This is a genomic window from Mycobacterium senriense (assembly GCF_019668465.1).
GTDB lineage: Bacteria > Actinomycetota > Actinomycetes > Mycobacteriales > Mycobacteriaceae > Mycobacterium > Mycobacterium senriense.
Window position 1 is genome coordinate 5068560 of the sequence record NZ_AP024828.1, and the last position, 15427, is coordinate 5083986.

Below are 15427 nucleotides of genomic sequence, written 5' to 3' on the forward strand. Positions count from 1 at the left end.
TCGGGGCATTAAACAAACAATCACGGACCCTACTTGACAGTAATAAGCGGTTTGACGGAATCGGATCCTCCGGGGCAGCCCGGCGCGGTTGGGAGGCACGACGATGCGGTCGAATGAACTGACAATTCTTGCTGAGGCACCGGCACGCGGTGCGGGGCTGAACCAGGTGATCGGGCTCTCGATCGCCGCGCTGGTGATCACCCTGCTGTTGCTGTGGGTGGGCCACGCTCATCGCACCCATCGCATCGAGTGGCTGACCCGGGCCGCCGACAAGGTGGGCGACAAATTCCACCGGCCCGGTTGGGTCGCCCTGCCGGTTCTGGTGTTCACCACGTCCATCATCTGCGCGCTGTTCGGGTTCATCTGGGACGTCAGCTGGCACATCGGCAACGGCCGCGACCCCGGCCCGCTGGCCAACCCGGCGCACTACTTCATCATCATCGGATTGTTCGGCATCTTTTTGGGCGGCATGACGGCGGTCGTGCTGCCGTTCGACAAGCCCGGCCCGGCGGCGGTGCAGATCACGCGGAACTGGCACGCACCCGTCGGTGGCGTGCTGATGGCCGGCTGCGGGCTGTACGCGATGATCGGGTTCCCGCTCGACGACATCTGGCACCGCATCTTCGGCCAGGACGTAACCCTTTGGGGCCCAACACATTTGATGATGATCGGCGGCGCCTGCTTCTCCCTGTTCGCGGTGCTGATGCTGGAGCGCGAAGGTGAGGCCGAAGAGGGCGAGGACGTCTACCACGGCGTCTTCATCACCTTCCTGCGCTACCTGTCCTTCGGCGGATTATTCATCGGCTTGTCGGTTTATCAGATCGAGTTTGACTTCGGCGTTCCCCAATTCCGCCTGGTGTTCCAACCCATGCTGATCGCCGGCGCGGCGGCCCTGGCGGCCGTCGCCGCCCGCACCACCATGGGGCGAGGGGCGGCCCTGATCTCGGCCATCTTCGCCATCGCCCTGCGTGGCGGGGTCGCCCTGCTGGTCGGCCCGATACTCGGGGCCCCGATCAACTGGTTCCCCCTGTACCTCGGCCCCGCGTTGGCCGTGGAGCTGGTCGCGCTGACCCCGCTTTTCAAGCGCCCCATCGTGTTTGGCGCCGTCGCCGGGCTGGCCGTCGGCACCGTGGGACTCTGGCTGGAGTCGCTGTGGATCGCCGCGGTGTACCACTACCCCTGGCCGATCAGCATGTGGGGCGAGGCCCTGGCGATGGCCGTGCCGGTGGCGGTCCTGATGGGCATGTGCGGGGCCATGTTCGGCATGGTGCTCACCGGACAGCGCCTGCCGGGTCGCGCCATCGGCATCTCGGTGATCGTGGTGACGGTTTTGGTGATCGGCGGGGCGGTGGCCAACGGACTGCACATCGTGGTGCCAGGCAAGAACAACGCCGCCATCACGCTGACCGACCTGCCCAGCGCACCGGGGCAGCGCATGGTGTCGGCAGACGTCCAACTCCTACCCGCCGACATGGTCAGCGACAATCCGGACTGGCTGACGATCCTGTCCTGGCAGGGGCGCATGAACAACGAGCGCGGCCTGGTCATCGATCGGCTCGCCAAAGTCGGGCCGGGCCACTACCGCTCCACCCAGCCGGTTCCGGTGTGGGGGGATTGGAAGACTCTGCTGCGGGTCCAGGACGGCCGCACGATGACGGCCGTGCCGATCTGGGAACCGGCGGACGCCGCCATTCCGGCCCCTGAGGTCCCCGCGCTGGCGTCGAGCACGCGGCCGTTCGTCCTGGAAGTCACCATCTTGCAGCGCGAACGCGACCAAAGCGCGCCGGCCTGGTTGTTCACCGCGGGCGGCATCGTGGTGCTGTTCCTGACGCTGATGGTGATCGCCGGGTTGACCTGGGGCGCCGGCCGGCTCAACAATTCCCTCGCCGAGCCGGAACCGGTGGAAGACAAGCAGCCGCTTCCACGGGCGGCGTGATCGATGGCACTTCGAGGCACACTCATCGCAGGGTGGGCGGCCGCGCTGGTCTGCGGCCTGGCCGGCTGCGCCGGTTCGACCAGTAAATCCCCGGCCGCTCCGCTGACGATCGACGTGACCATCGCCAACGGGCAGGTCACCCCGACCAACGCCACGCTGCAGGCCAAGGTGCATCAGCAGATCACCCTGCACGTGACCAGCGACGCCACCGACGAGCTGCACGTGCATTCGACGCCGGATCACAAGTTCCAGGTCGCTGCCGCTCCCAACCAGACGTTCGGATTCGCCGTCGACGTTCCGGGCAACGTCGCGGTGGAGCTGCATCATCTGGACCGCACCATCGCAACGATCCAAGTGCAGTCGTGAGCTCCGCCGCCGCGGCGGTGGTGCTCGCGCACGGTCTCGGTGGGTCGGGTGACCTTCCGGTGCCCTACGCCTACGCAATGGTCGGGGCGGCATGGGCGCTGACCTTCACGTTCGCCCTGGTGGCGTTCGCGTGGCGGCGGCCGCGGTTCGATCCGCTCAAGCCGGGCCGGCCCTTGCCGACGGCGCTCACGACGTTCGTCGACTCCCGGGTGGCCAGGGCCTCGGCGGCCGCGCTGGCGCTGGTGTTCGCGTTGTGGGCGGTGGCCGCCGGGGTGTGGGGTCCCGAATCGGAGTCCAATGCGCTGCTCGGTGCGTTCTATGTGCTGCTATGGGTCGGGCTCGTGGCGCTGTCGCTGGCCATCGGGCCGGTGTGGCGGGTGATTTCGCCGATGCGCACGGTGTATCTGCTGCTGCGTCGCGTCATCCCGGAGCGGCTCGGCCGGCCCCGGCTGTCCTATCCCGAAGGCTGGGGCTACCGGCCCGCCGCGTTCGGCCTGTTCGCCTTCGTCTGGATGGAGCTGGCCAGCCCGAACTCAGCGTCACTGCCGTGGGTCAGGACGTGGATAGCCGCCTACGCCGTGCTGATGCTGGTCGGCGCCTGGCTGTGCGGGCAGCGCTGGCTGGCCCGCGCCGACCCGTTCGGCGTGTACAGCATGGCCGTCTCCCGGCTCTCGCCGTTCCGGCGCAACCGGGAGACCGGAAAGATCGTGGTCGGAAACCCGCTCGACCATCTGCCGTCGCTGCCGGTGCGGCCGGGCGTCGTGGTGCTGCTGGCGGTACTGCTCGGCTCGACGGCGTTCGACAGTTTCTCGTCGTCGCCGACGTGGCGCGGCTTTTCCGATCAGCTCACCCGTGAATTCGGCGCTCCCCCGACATTGGCGTCGTCGATGCTGCGCACCGTCGGGCTGATCGTCTTCATTTGCGTTGTGGCAGTGACATTTTCACTTGGGGCACGCGCCACCGGGGGGGTCACCGCGGAGCAGCGCCGCGAATTGCCGGGCGAGATGGCGCATTCGCTGATCCCGATCGTCGTCGGCTACATCTTCGCGCACTACCTGTCCTATCTGGTGGAGCGCGGACAGCAGGCGGTGTTCGCGCTGGCCGACCCGTTCGGCCACGGGTGGAATCTGTTCGGACTGGCGCATCTGCACGTGGCCTACGTCTTGTCCATGCACCCGCCGGTGCTGGCCGCGATCAAGGTGACCTGCGTGGTCACCGGGCACATCCTCGCGGTGATCGCGGCGCACGACAAAGCCCTGCGGCTGCTGCCCGCCGGGCATCAGCTCACCGGCCAGCTGACGATGATGCTGGTGATGGTCGGCTACACCTTCACCGGTTTGTATCTGCTCTTCGGGGGGTAGGCGTCAACTGTTCTTACCTCTGATGTGCGGCTTCGCCATCGCCTTTTGAGATTGCCTACTCAGCCTTTGCCATCGGTTTTAATGGGACCTCCCGGAGCGTACTCTGCCGGCAGCTCGCCATACCCACTAATCGGATACCGCTGTTGCATAATCTTCGATATGCGACCTTCGGGATCCGCAATCGCTTTACCGTTCTTGTCGATGATGGCATAACTGTTCGAAAGTTCGGGATATTCGTAATTAGAAATCAGCGGATCATTTAATATCACCTCAATGCGATATACTCCCTGGTTTCCTATCCATTTATCGATGATGTTCTGCGGCGCAAATTCATAGTCAACACACAAAATATTGGGCGCATCCCTGGGACTAATGTCCGGCGGCGCATCCACATCCGGAAAATGCAGTGGCGTGTCCACTTCATCCGCAAAGGCCGCGTAATCAGCCTGGTCAGACGCCCTGGACTTCCAACATGACCGCGCGTCTTTGACATTTCGCTGTGTGAAAAATACTGCGCTGACCGACGAGCGCACTAGACGAACAGTCGCCGGATCGATATCCACCACTCTTTGGAAAGTATCTGTCTCGCCGGCTGCCAAGAAGCTGCCATAAGGCATGAATATCCCGGCGTAGAGGACCTGCGCTTCCAGGCCAGTTGTCGACTCAGCACGAAACTCACTTTGCGGATTCCTGCCAGATAAAGCTAATCCAGTCGCAATCTGACACCATTTCTCGGAGGCGTTGCTGCCCAGTTCGCATACGGTGTCGGTTTTCTGCTGCTCATGGCCTGTAACTTCTGGCTTCTGCGGCGGCGCTACCGACGGATACGCCGTAATTCGTAGCAGTGACCCGCCGACGGAGGCCCTCGCCGAGCCCCGATTATGCACGGTTACCGTGGCGGACAGGTGAATTCTTGAGTTCGACTCGCTTTGCGGCTTGAGTTCTGTCGAAACATCGACGAGGGGTTCCGATCTATGCGGGGCGTAGTAGTTCTGGAGGTAGAACTGCAGCGAACCGGCCAGCGGAACGACCAGGCCTATAACCGCAGCGGTCTTTATGAATGGTCTCAACTGGGTCAGCGCCCGGCGGAGCAAGACAAGACACCATACACTGGCGACAAAGCCGATTGCGCCGACAATCAACATCACGTCAATATTTGTCTTCGGACTTTTGAACGCATCGATAAACAAAATATATCCCGCCAAGGCAAAAACCAGCGCTTGCGCGATAAAAGCTGCGACAGCAGCCCACGATGTTCCGTATATCCCATAGAGACCGAGCACGATAGCGGCAAAATTCGCGCCCGCTATCAAGAACAGAAGGGCTGCCCCCAGCCAGTCATAGACCGCATCAGCATAACCAAGGTCGCCGATTGCCAGCCACAAGATCAGGGCGCCATCGAGTAACAGCGTGCCGAACAGACAGCCTTCCACGATCCTCGAGATGACCGGAACGCGGTGGAAGCGAAGGAGTTTCGACGCGACCCGCTCTGCGAGTCGACGCTTGCCTGGCGTCTTAACAAGCTGGCGACCGCCGGCCTGCGACGATGGCACATCGTTCACCACCCAGACTCTAAACCGCGAAGGCGGTCTGGGGATCGAACACGAAAATAATTTTCGAGGCGAATCCACGAGTGTCGCAAAGCAGGTCCCGACCGGAGCTTGCTTGTTTACCTGTGATGATCTCGAAATGAAATTCTAAGCAGCCTGCCGCCGAACCATATGAAGACACTGCGTGCTCACCTGCTCTTCGGGAGCTAGCCACCGATCGGATGCTCGACCTTCGTGTTGCCGTCCCAGCGGCGCAAACCCACGAAGCTGCCGTCGATCTGGGCGGGGCGGCCCGCGATCCGCAGCGCCCGCCCGAGTTGAGCGCCACCGACGCGCCGGGCCATCGTGACGTGCGCCGTCCACTGTCCGGGCAGGCTGTTCGGCATCGGACCCGGCGTCAAATGCGGACCGCACACCTCGTGCACCTGGGCATGCAGGGCCAACAGCTGGCCCGTCGGCACCACCAGCCGCGCGAAAACCGCACTGGCACGGCCGAATAACACCGGCGCACCGACGAGGCAGCGCAGTGGCAGCCGCTCGCTCAGCGGCCTCAGCAGCTCGTCGACGTCGGCGGCGACGCCTTCGGCCACGGCCAGCGTCACGTGCGGCCGGCTGGCCGGTGCCTGACTGGGAATTCCGGCCGCGGCCAACGCTTCCCAGATGTTTCGGATCGCCGACTCGGTGTCGCGGTCGAACACCAGCTCAATGGAATGGACCATCAGCCCACCAGCGAGGTGACCCAGTCGCGGTCGAACGCCTCGGCGCACAGGGCCGCGAACTCGGCGGCGTCCAGCGACGACGCGTTTTCGGGCAGCACGGCGCGCACCGCGGCCAGCCGGGCCAGCGCGGGCCGGTTCGTCGTCTCCACCACCCCAGGCCGCCGGGGCCAGCTGCCGATGACCAGACCGGCACACGAAAGATGCTGCGCGGCGATGGATTCCAGGGTCAGCGCGGTGTGATTGAGGGTGCCCAGCGACGGGCCGACCACCACCAGCACCGCCGCGCCCAGCGCGACGGCGAGATCGCGTGCGGTGACACCGTTTTCGCCGAGTTCGACCAGCAGTCCCCCCGCGCCCTCGACCAGCGTCAGTCGCCCCGGGCGGTCCAGCTCCCCGATGAGCGCCAACAGCTGCTCGCGGGTGGGCAACGGCATCCCGGCCGCCGCCGCGGCGGCCACCGGTGCCAGCGGCTGCGGATAACGGCCGAACCCGGCCAGCTCGGTCACCCCGGACAGCCGGGCCACCTCGGCGAGGTCGTCGTCGCCGGCGTCGATTCCGGTCTGGACCGGTTTGCAGACCGCGACGTCGAGACCGGCCTGACGGGCGTGGCAGGCCAGCGCCGCCGTGGCGACCGTCTTGCCGACCCCGGTGTCGGTGCCCGTGACGACCAGAACCGTCACCGGCGCGCCTCAACCCAGCTTGGCGAGCACATCGGTGAGCACCCGGCGCGCGACCTCCAGCTCGGCGTCGTCCAGCGACGCGCGCGCGGTCAACCGCAGCCGCGACGTCCCGGCGGGCACGGTCGGGGGCCGGAAGCATCCCACCCGCACGCCGGCGTCCAGGCAGGCCGTCGCGGCGGCCACCGCCAGGTCCGGGTCGCCCAGGATCACCGACACCACCGCCGATTGCGGCGTCTCGAGAACGCCGCAGGCCTCGGCCAGCAAGGCGGCATGGCGCAACACCGCGTCCGCCCGCCACGGCTCGGACCGCAGCACGGTCAGCGCGGCCCGCGCGGCGCCCACCGCCGCCGGGGCCAGGCCGGTGTCAAAGATGAACGTGCGGGCCGCGTCGATCAGATGAGCGCGCACCGGCGCCGGCCCGAGCACCGCGCCGCCCTGGCTGCCCAGCGCCTTGGACAGCGTGGTGGTCATGACCACGTCGGGCGCACCGGCCAGCCCGGCCTCGTGCAGCAACCCGCGGCCGCCGCCGCGCACGCCCAGGCCGTGCGCCTCGTCGACGACGAGCAGGGCCCGATGCCGGCGGCACACCTCGTGCAATTCCCGCAGCGGCGCCAGCGCGCCGTCGGTGGAAAACACCGACTCGGTGATGACGACGGCGCGCTCCTCGTCGCGGGCCTGCAGCGCCGCCTCCACGGCGCCGACGTCGCGGTGCGGCGTCACCGCCACCCGCGCCCGCGACAGCCGGCAGGCGTCCACCAGCGACGCGTGCGAGTACTCGTCGGAGACCAGCAGCGAACCCCGGCCCGACAGGCCGACCACCGCGCCCAGGTTGGCCGCGTAGCCGGAGGAGAACAGCAGTCCGGAGGCGGCGCCGACGTAGTCGGCCAGCTCGGACTCGAACTCCTGGTGCAGCTCGGTGTCGCCGGTGACCAGCCGGGACCCGGTCGCCCCGGCGCCCCACATGCGCAGCGCGGCCACCCCGCCGTCGATGACGTCGGGGTGTTGGGATAGCCCGAGGTAGTCGTTGGAGGCCAGGTCCAGCTCAGTGGCGACGGCGGGACGCGGCCGCAGTGAGCGGCGCAGTCCGGCCTCGCGGCGCTGCCGTTCCACCGCTTCCAGCCAGGCCAGCGGGGAAACCTCGATCGGTGCCTTCATCGGCGTTCAGCCTAGTGGCGACCGCCAGCGCGGCGAAGCCGGGCGCAGCGGGTCGTCACTGCCGGCCCCGTGGCGACCGCGAGCGCGGCGAAGCCGGGCGCAACGAGTCGTCACTGCCGGCCAACGAGGCGAGCGACCTGCACCATCGCCGAGGCGATCTGGTCGATCTCGCCGGGCGTGCAGATGTAGGGCGGCATCGCGTAGACGAGGTTGCGAAACGGGCGCAGCCAGACACCGCTGTCCAGCGCCGCCGGGGTGGCGACGGCCAGGTCGACTGGCCGCTCGCACTCGATGACGCCGATGGCGCCGCACACCCGCACGTCGCTGACTCCGGGCAGCGCCCGGGCCGGCTCCAGTCCGGTCGCCAGACCGGCGCCGATCTCGCCGACCCGCGCCCGCCAGTCCTGCTCGAGCAGCAGTTCGACACTGGCCACCGACACCGCGCAGGCCAACGCGTTGGCCATGAACGTGGGGCCGTGCATCAGCGCTCCAGCCTCGCCCGCGCTGATGGTGTGGGCGATGTCGGTCGTGCACAGGGTCGCGGCCAGGGTCAGATACCCCCCGGTCAGGGCCTTGCCGACGCACATGATGTCCGGGCTGACGCCCGCGTGGTCGGCGGCGAATAGCTCGCCGGTGCGCCCGAAGCCGGTGGCGATCTCGTCGAAGATCAGCAGCACGTCGTTCCGCCGGCAGATGTCGCGCAGGTCGCGCAGGTATTGCGGGTCGTGAAAGCGCATGCCGCCGGCGCCCTGCACGACGGGCTCGACGATGACGGCGGCCAGCTCGGCGGCGTGCCGGGCCAGCTGTTCCTTGAACGCCGCGCTGTAGGCGGGGTCGTAGTCGCGGGGCACCTGGGGGGCGAACACCTGCCGGGCCAGGATGTCGGTCCACAGCGAGTGCATGCCGCCGTCGGGGTCGCAGACACTCATCGGCGTGAAGGTATCGCCGTGGTAGCCGCCGCGCCAGGTCATCAGCCGGTGCTTGCCGGGCCGGTCGCGGCTGCGCCAGTACTGCAGCGCCATCTTCACCGCCACCTCCACCGACACCGATCCGGAGTCGCTGAAGAACACCGTGTCCAGCCCGGCCGGGGTGATGTCCACCAGCAGCTGGGCCAGCCGCGCCGCCGGTTCGTGGGTCAGCCCGCCGAACATGACGTGGTTCATCGCGCCGAGCTGGGCCGTCAGCGCCGCATCCAGCGCCGGGTGGGCGTGCCCGTGGATCGCGGTCCACCAGGAGCTCATGGCGTCGAGCGCCTCGACCGGCGTGCCGTCGCGGATCAGGGTGAGCCAGGAGCCCCGGGCGCCGACCGCCACGACGGGAGCGACCGATTCGGCGCCGATGGTGCTGTAGGGATGCCACAGGTGCGCGGCGTCGATCGTGCTGATCTGCTCGGGCGTCAGCCCGGCCTTCGCCGCGGGCATAGTGATCGAGGGTAAAGCAGCCGATTCGCGGAAAACTCCGACGTCGGGAAGCATGGGACATCATGGCCACGCCGCGGCAGTCCGACAGCGCAGCGCCGGGACCCGAGGCCGGGCCCGCGCCAGGGGCCGGCTGGTCCAGGGACACGCACTACCCGCTGGTGGACTACGACGAGGAAGCTCCCCGGGTGATCCGCTTGCGGCTGGCGCCGTGGGACGTCGTCTGCACCGTCGTGCTGCTGATCCTGCTGGCGGTGCTGGCCACCGCGACGACCTGGCCGACGCGCCTTTTCGGTTTCCTGGCGAACGTCTGCGAGGACGAAACCTGCGGACCGGTGCCCTACGGGCTGGATCTGTACATCCACCCGGTGGTGTGGGGCGGCATCGGTGCGGCCATCGCCGCGGCCATCATCGGACCGGTCGTGTCGATCCTGAAGGGCTGGTACATGTCCTTCTGGCCGGTGCTGGCGCTGGCGCTGGTCATGGTCAGCTCGGTGGCCGGGTCGCTGCTGACCATGTTCAGCGAACGCTACTGGCTCTGATCGCCCCGCCGCCCGCGCCCGGCGGACGTGCGATTTCGTAGCCACTGAGACCGAAATCACAACTGCGCATACGAGATTCGCCGCGCCAGTCACCGTCCGGTCACGGTACGACAAAAAATCCCGCCTGGGCCTGGCGGCTAACAAGATCTGTTGTCAAAGTGGCTTGTGTGACTGATGTGAATACAGCGGGCTGACCGCTGATTCACTTCGCAAGTGCCATGGACGGCGTCCGGCCCCAGCGTGGGGGCCCGGCTTGGTCCATGAACCGGGGGCGGACGCGCGAGGTCACCGCGTGGAGGCCCATTGAGCGCCTGAGAGGCCAAGAACAATGAAACGCATCTACGCCTTCGCGATCGGTTTGGCCCTGCTCGGGGCGCCGATGGTGGTTCCCACCATCGCGACCGCCGACCCGGGCGCCAGGTCGATGGACTATCAGCAGGCCACCGACGTGGTGATCGCCCGCGGTCTGTCGCAGCGCGGTGTGCCGTTCTCCTGGGCCGGTGGCGGCATCAATGGCCCCACCCGCGGCACCGGTAGCGGTATCAACACCGTCGGTTTCGACGCCTCCGGGCTGATGCAGTACGCGTACGCCGGCGCCGGCATCAAGCTGCCGCGCTCGTCGGGCGCGATCTACCGCGTCGGCCAGAAGATCGTCCCGCAGCAGGCTCGCAAGGGTGACCTGATCTTCTACGGCCCCGAGGGCACGCAGAGCGTCGCGATGTACCTGGGCAACAACCAGATGCTCGAGGTCGGCGACGTCGTGCAGGTCTCGCCGGTGCGCACCAACGGCATGACCCCCTACATGGTCCGGGTTCTCGGGGCCTCCGCGCCGGCGCAGCAGGCACCGTTGCAGCAGGCCCCGCAGCAACTGCCGACCCAGCAGGCGCCGCAGCAACTGCCCACCCAGCAGACCCCGCTGCAGCAGACACCGCAGCAGCTGCCCACCCAGCAGGCGCCGCTGCAACAGTCGCCGTACCAGCAGGCGCCGCAGCAGCTGCCCGCTCAGCAGGCGCCGTTGCAGCAGGTTCCGACGCAACAGGCACCGCTGCAGCAGTCGCCGTTCCAGCAAGCGCCCGTGCAGCAACTGCCGACCCAGCAGTCGCCGTTGCAGCCCACCGGCGCCGGCATCGGCAGGTAATTGCCCCGGTCGATCCTCGGCCGTCCGACGCCCGCCACTTGCTCCCCCGCCGCCGGCGCGGATGCTCTCAGCGACCCACCTGAGCAGCCTCCCCGCCGCGTGCTGTCGGGAGTGGGTGGTGGGTTTTCGGTAAATTAGCTCTCGATCATGCAGACCCCGCCACCCTCTCCCGCACCGGACGCCACCGCCGATCCCGGGGTCACGGGGGTGTGCAAAGCGGGGTCGCAGGGGTTCTATCGCTACGACCTCGACGGCCTGCGCGGCATCGCGATCGCGTTGGTCGCGGTCTTCCACATCTGGTTCGGTCGCGTCTCCGGCGGCGTGGACGTGTTCCTGGCGCTGTCCGGATTCTTCTTCGGCGGCAAGGTGATTCGTGCCGCGCTGAGCCCGGCCGTGACGCTGTCGCCGGCATCCGAGGTGGTCCGGCTCATCCGGCGGCTGGTTCCCGCCCTCGTTGTGGTGCTGGCCGGCTGCGCGGTGCTGACCATCCTGGTTCAGCCGGAAACCCGCTGGGAGACGTTCGCCGACCAAAGCCTGGCCAGCCTCGGCTACTACCAGAACTGGGAGCTGGCCAACACCGCGTCGGACTACCTGCGGGCGGGCGAAGCCGTCAGCCCGCTGCAACACATCTGGTCGATGTCGGTGCAGGGCCAGTTCTACATCAGCTTCCTCGTGTTGATCGCCGGGTTGGCCTACCTGTTCCGGCGCTCGCCGGCCGCCCGGGTCCGGACGTCGTTCCTGGTCGTGCTGACCGCGTTGACGGTGGCCTCGTTCGTCTACGCGATCGTCGCGCACCAGCAGGACCAGGCGGCCGCCTACTACAACACCTTCGCGCGGGGCTGGGAGTTGTTGCTGGGCGCGCTGGTCGGCGCGGTGGTGACCCGGGTCCGCTGGCCCATGTGGGTGCGGACGGCGGTGGCCACCGTCGCGCTCGGCGCGGTGCTGTCCTGCGGGGCGCTGATCGACGGCGTGCGGGAGTTCCCCGGCCCGTGGGCGCTGGTACCGGTGGGCGCCGCCATGCTGCTGATACTTGTCGGAGCCAACCTGCAGGGCGGCCGGTTGCCGCTGCCCAACCGGATCCTGGCGACGCGTCCGCTGGTGGAGCTGGGCGCCATGGCGTATGCGCTGTACCTCTGGCACTGGCCGCTGCTGATCTTCTGGCTGTCCTACAGCGGCCACAAGCACGCCGGCTTCATCGAAGGCGCGGTGCTGCTGCTGGTATCCGGCGTGCTGGCCTATCTGACCAACCGGCTCGTCGAGGACCCGTTGCGTTACCGCGCATCCTCGAAGCCGGCAGCGCCCACCCGGCCGTGGCCGACGCGCCTGGCCCGGCCGACGATGGCGCTCGGATCGGCCATCGTGCTGCTGGGCGTGACGCTGACCGCGACCTCATTCACCTGGCGTCAGCACGTCACGGTGTTGCGGTCAGCCGGCAAGGAGCTCAGCGTCCTCAACCCGCAGGACTATCCCGGCGCGCGTGCGCTGACCGAACGCGTGCGGGTGCCCGCGCTGCCGATGCGGCCCTCCGTCTTGGAGGTCAAACAGGACCTGCCCGCCACGACCCGGGACGGTTGCATCAGCGACTTCGTCAATCCCGCGGTCGTCACCTGCACCTATGGCGATGTGGCCGCGGACCGGACCATCGCGCTGGCGGGTGGGTCACACGCCGAGCACTGGCTGCCCGCGCTGGACATCCTGGGAAAGACGCGCCACTTCAAGGTCGTGACGTATCTGAAGATGGGCTGCCCGCTGTCGACCGAGCAGGTCCCGCTGATCATGGGCAACAACGCCCCCTACCCGCAGTGCCGTGAGTGGGTGCAACGCACGATGACCAAACTGGTCACCGACCGGCCCGACTACGTCTTCACCACCACCACTCGGCCGTGGAACATCAAGAGCGGTGATGTAATGCCGGCCACCTACATCGGGATCTGGCAGACGTTGTCCGACAACAACATTCGCATTCTCGGCATGCGAGACACGCCGTGGCTGGTGAAGAACGGACAACCGTTCGACCCGGCGGACTGCCTGGCCAAACGGGGCGGCACCCCGCAGTCATGCGCGATCAAGCGTTCCGACCTGCTCTCAGACCGCAACCAGACGCTCGACTTCGTCGGACAGTTCCCGCAGCTCAAGGTGCTCGACATGTCGGACGCGATCTGCCGCACCGACGTGTGCCGTCCGGTCGAGGGAAACATCCTGATCTACCACGGCGCCCACCACCTGACCCCCACCTACGTGCGGACGATGACACCCGAATTGGGCCGTCAGGTCGCCGAGGCCACCGGCTGGTGGTGACCCGCCTTACTCCTGGCCGCTTACCCGAGTGAGCGCAACGGCACGCGGATAAGGTCGATAGGTGTCAACCAACAGTCCCGCTTCAGAAGCAGGCGGCTACCACGAACCCAAACTCGCCACCGTCTGGCCGGGCAACCCGTATCCGCTCGGCGCCTCCTACGACGGGGCGGGGACCAACTTCTCGTTGTTCTCCGAAATCGCCGAGAAGGTCGAGTTGTGCCTGATCGACCATCACGGCGGCGAGTCACGAATTCCCTTGGAAGAGGTCGACGGATTCGTCTGGCACGCCTACCTGCCGAACATCACCCCCGGCCAGCGCTACGGCTACCGGGTGTACGGCCCCTTTGATCCGAGCGCCGGCCACCGCTGTGACCCCAGCAAGCTCCTCCTCGACCCGTACGGCAAGGCCTTTCAAGGCGACTTCAAATTCGGCCAGGCGCTGTTCTCCTACGACATGAAGGCGGTCACCCCGGACGGCCCCAACGCCGATGGCGCCGACGCCGGGACTCCCCCGATGGTCGACTCGCTCGGCCACACCATGACCAGCGTGGTGAGCAACCCCTTCTTCGACTGGGGATCCGACCGCGCACCGCTGACCCCGTATCACGAGACCGTCATTTACGAAGCCCACGTCAAGGGCATGACCCAGACCCATCCGGGCGTCCCCGAGGAGCTTCGCGGCACGTACGCCGGGTTGGCTCATCCGGTGGTCATCGACCATCTCAAGTCGCTCAACGTCACCGCCATCGAGCTGATGCCCGTGCACCAGTTCATGCACGACTCGCGACTGCTCGACCTCGGCCTGCGAAACTACTGGGGATACAACACTTTCGGATTCTTCGCCCCGCACAATCAGTACGCGGCCAACCGCACGTCCAGCGTCGCCGAGTTCAAATCCATGGTGCGCAGCTTCCACGAGGCCGGCATCGAGGTGATCCTCGACGTGGTCTACAACCACACCGCCGAGGGCAACCACCTCGGGCCGACCATCAATTTCCGCGGCATCGACAACGCCGCGTACTACCGGCTCGTCGACACCGACCTGCGGTTGTACAAGGACTACACCGGCACCGGCAACAGCCTGAACCCGCGCCACCCGCACGTGCTGCAGCTCATCATGGACTCGCTGCGCTACTGGGTGACCGAGATGCATGTCGACGGCTTCCGCTTCGACCTGGCCGCCACGCTCGCGCGCGAACTGCACGACGTCGACCGATTGAGCGCGTTCTTCGATCTGGTGCAGCAGGATCCGATCGTCAGCCAGGTCAAACTGATCGCGGAGCCGTGGGACGTCGGCGAGGGTGGCTACCAAGTCGGAAATTTCCCGGGTTTGTGGACCGAGTGGAACGGGAAGTATCGCGATACTGTGCGCGATTACTGGCGGGGCGAGCCCGCAACCCTGGGCGAGTTCGCTTCCCGGCTGACCGGGTCGTCGGACCTGTACGAGGCGACCGGTCGTCGTCCCAGCGCCAGCATCAACTTCGTCACCGCGCACGACGGATTCACGCTCAACGACCTGGTGTCCTACAACGAAAAACACAACATGGCCAACGGGGAGGACAACCGGGACGGGGAAAGCCACAACCGATCGTGGAACTGTGGCGTCGAGGGCCCCACCGACGACCCCGACATCACCGAGCTGCGCTGCCGCCAGATGCGCAATTTCTGGGCGACGCTGATGCTCAGCCAGGGCACGCCGATGATCGCCCACGGTGACGAGTTCGGACGTACGCAGAACGGCAACAACAATGTGTACTGCCAGGACTCCGAATTGTCTTGGATGGACTGGTCTTTGGTCGACAAGAATGCCGACCTGCTGGCGTTCGCCCGCAGGGTGAGCACGCTGCGCAGGCGGCATCCGGTGTTCCGGCGGCGCCGGTTCTTCGAGGGCGAGCCGATCCGGACCGGCGACGAGGTGCGCGACATCGCCTGGCTGAATCCGAGTAGCCGCGAGATGACGCACGAGGACTGGGGCGAAAGCATTCACAAGTGTGTGGCGGTGTTCCTCAACGGCGAGGCCATCAGCGCACCCAACGCACGCGGTGAACAGGTGGTCGACGACTCATTCCTGTTGTGTTTCAACGCCGGTGAAGATCCAGTGGAATTCGTGACGCCGAACACCGACTATGCGAAAGAGTGGACCGTGGAACTGGACACCAACGAACCGACCGGCCGCAAAGAGGGAGCCGACCAGGTGGTGACCGCCGAGGAGAAGGTGTCGCTGCCCTCGCGTTCACTGTTGGTATTGCGTAAGACGCAGTGAC

At 67.0% G+C, this 15427-nt stretch carries 12 protein-coding genes; 7 read left to right on the plus strand and 5 right to left on the minus strand.

Annotation, left to right across the window (positions count from 1 at the left end):
* The first annotated feature begins 103 nt into the window (after positions 1 to 103).
* The 3 genes from MTY59_RS23625 to MTY59_RS23635 are packed head-to-tail and all read left to right on the plus strand — an operon-like array spanning position 104 to position 3663.
* Complete coding sequence (locus tag MTY59_RS23625) at positions 104 to 1936, plus strand: hypothetical protein (protein ID WP_221043300.1); 1833 nt, start codon at positions 104 to 106, stop codon at positions 1934 to 1936.
* 3 nt (positions 1937 to 1939) lie between these two features.
* Positions 1940 to 2302, plus strand: a complete 363-nt coding sequence (locus MTY59_RS23630; protein ID WP_221043301.1) for a hypothetical protein — start codon at positions 1940 to 1942, stop codon at positions 2300 to 2302.
* Complete coding sequence (locus MTY59_RS23635) at positions 2299 to 3663, plus strand: hypothetical protein (RefSeq protein WP_221043302.1); 1365 nt, start codon at positions 2299 to 2301, stop codon at positions 3661 to 3663. Before MTY59_RS23630 ends, MTY59_RS23635 begins: the two co-directional genes overlap by 4 nt.
* A gap of 59 nt (positions 3664 to 3722) precedes the next feature.
* On the opposite strand, the gene MTY59_RS23640 is transcribed toward MTY59_RS23635, so the two are convergent.
* From MTY59_RS23640 to MTY59_RS23660, 5 genes are all read right to left on the minus strand, one after another.
* A complete protein-coding gene (locus tag MTY59_RS23640; RefSeq protein ID WP_221043303.1) occupies positions 3723 to 5225 on the minus strand; it encodes a hypothetical protein in 1503 nt (500 codons plus the stop codon).
* 194 nt (positions 5226 to 5419) lie between these two features.
* Complete coding sequence (locus MTY59_RS23645; RefSeq protein WP_221043304.1) at positions 5420 to 5932, minus strand: 2'-5' RNA ligase family protein; 513 nt, start codon at positions 5930 to 5932, stop codon at positions 5420 to 5422.
* Complete coding sequence (gene bioD / locus MTY59_RS23650; RefSeq protein WP_221043305.1) at positions 5932 to 6612, minus strand: dethiobiotin synthase; 681 nt, start codon at positions 6610 to 6612, stop codon at positions 5932 to 5934. The genes MTY59_RS23645 and bioD overlap by 1 nt, the downstream gene beginning before the upstream one ends.
* 9 nt (positions 6613 to 6621) lie before the next feature.
* Positions 6622 to 7767 carry an 8-amino-7-oxononanoate synthase gene (locus MTY59_RS23655; protein ID WP_221043306.1) on the minus strand — a complete coding sequence of 382 codons (1146 nt, stop codon included), beginning with the start codon at positions 7765 to 7767 and terminating at the stop codon, positions 6622 to 6624.
* A 110-nt stretch (positions 7768 to 7877) separates the two neighbouring features.
* On the minus strand, positions 7878 to 9188 hold the full coding sequence (locus MTY59_RS23660; RefSeq protein WP_221043307.1) for an adenosylmethionine--8-amino-7-oxononanoate transaminase: 1311 nt from the start codon (positions 9186 to 9188) through the stop codon (positions 7878 to 7880).
* A gap of 62 nt (positions 9189 to 9250) precedes the next feature.
* Between MTY59_RS23660 and MTY59_RS23665 the strand changes: the two genes are divergently transcribed.
* From MTY59_RS23665 to glgX, 4 genes are all read left to right on the plus strand, one after another.
* On the plus strand, positions 9251 to 9727 hold the full coding sequence (locus tag MTY59_RS23665) for a hypothetical protein (protein WP_221043308.1): 477 nt from the start codon (positions 9251 to 9253) through the stop codon (positions 9725 to 9727).
* A 328-nt stretch (positions 9728 to 10055) separates the two neighbouring features.
* Entirely contained in the window at positions 10056 to 10865 is an 810-nt protein-coding gene (gene ripD / locus MTY59_RS23670; RefSeq protein WP_221043309.1) for an NlpC/P60 family peptidoglycan-binding protein RipD, read from the plus strand.
* Positions 10866 to 11012: 147 nt separating this feature from the next.
* Positions 11013 to 13163, plus strand: a complete 2151-nt coding sequence (locus MTY59_RS23675) for an acetyltransferase SucT (protein WP_415822915.1) — start codon at positions 11013 to 11015, stop codon at positions 13161 to 13163.
* Between the two features lie 61 nt (positions 13164 to 13224).
* The gene (glgX, locus tag MTY59_RS23680) at positions 13225 to 15426 is read left to right on the plus strand and encodes a glycogen debranching protein GlgX (RefSeq protein ID WP_221043310.1); all 2202 of its coding nucleotides are present in this window, start codon (positions 13225 to 13227) and stop codon (positions 15424 to 15426) included.
* Position 15427: the final 1 nt, after the last annotated feature.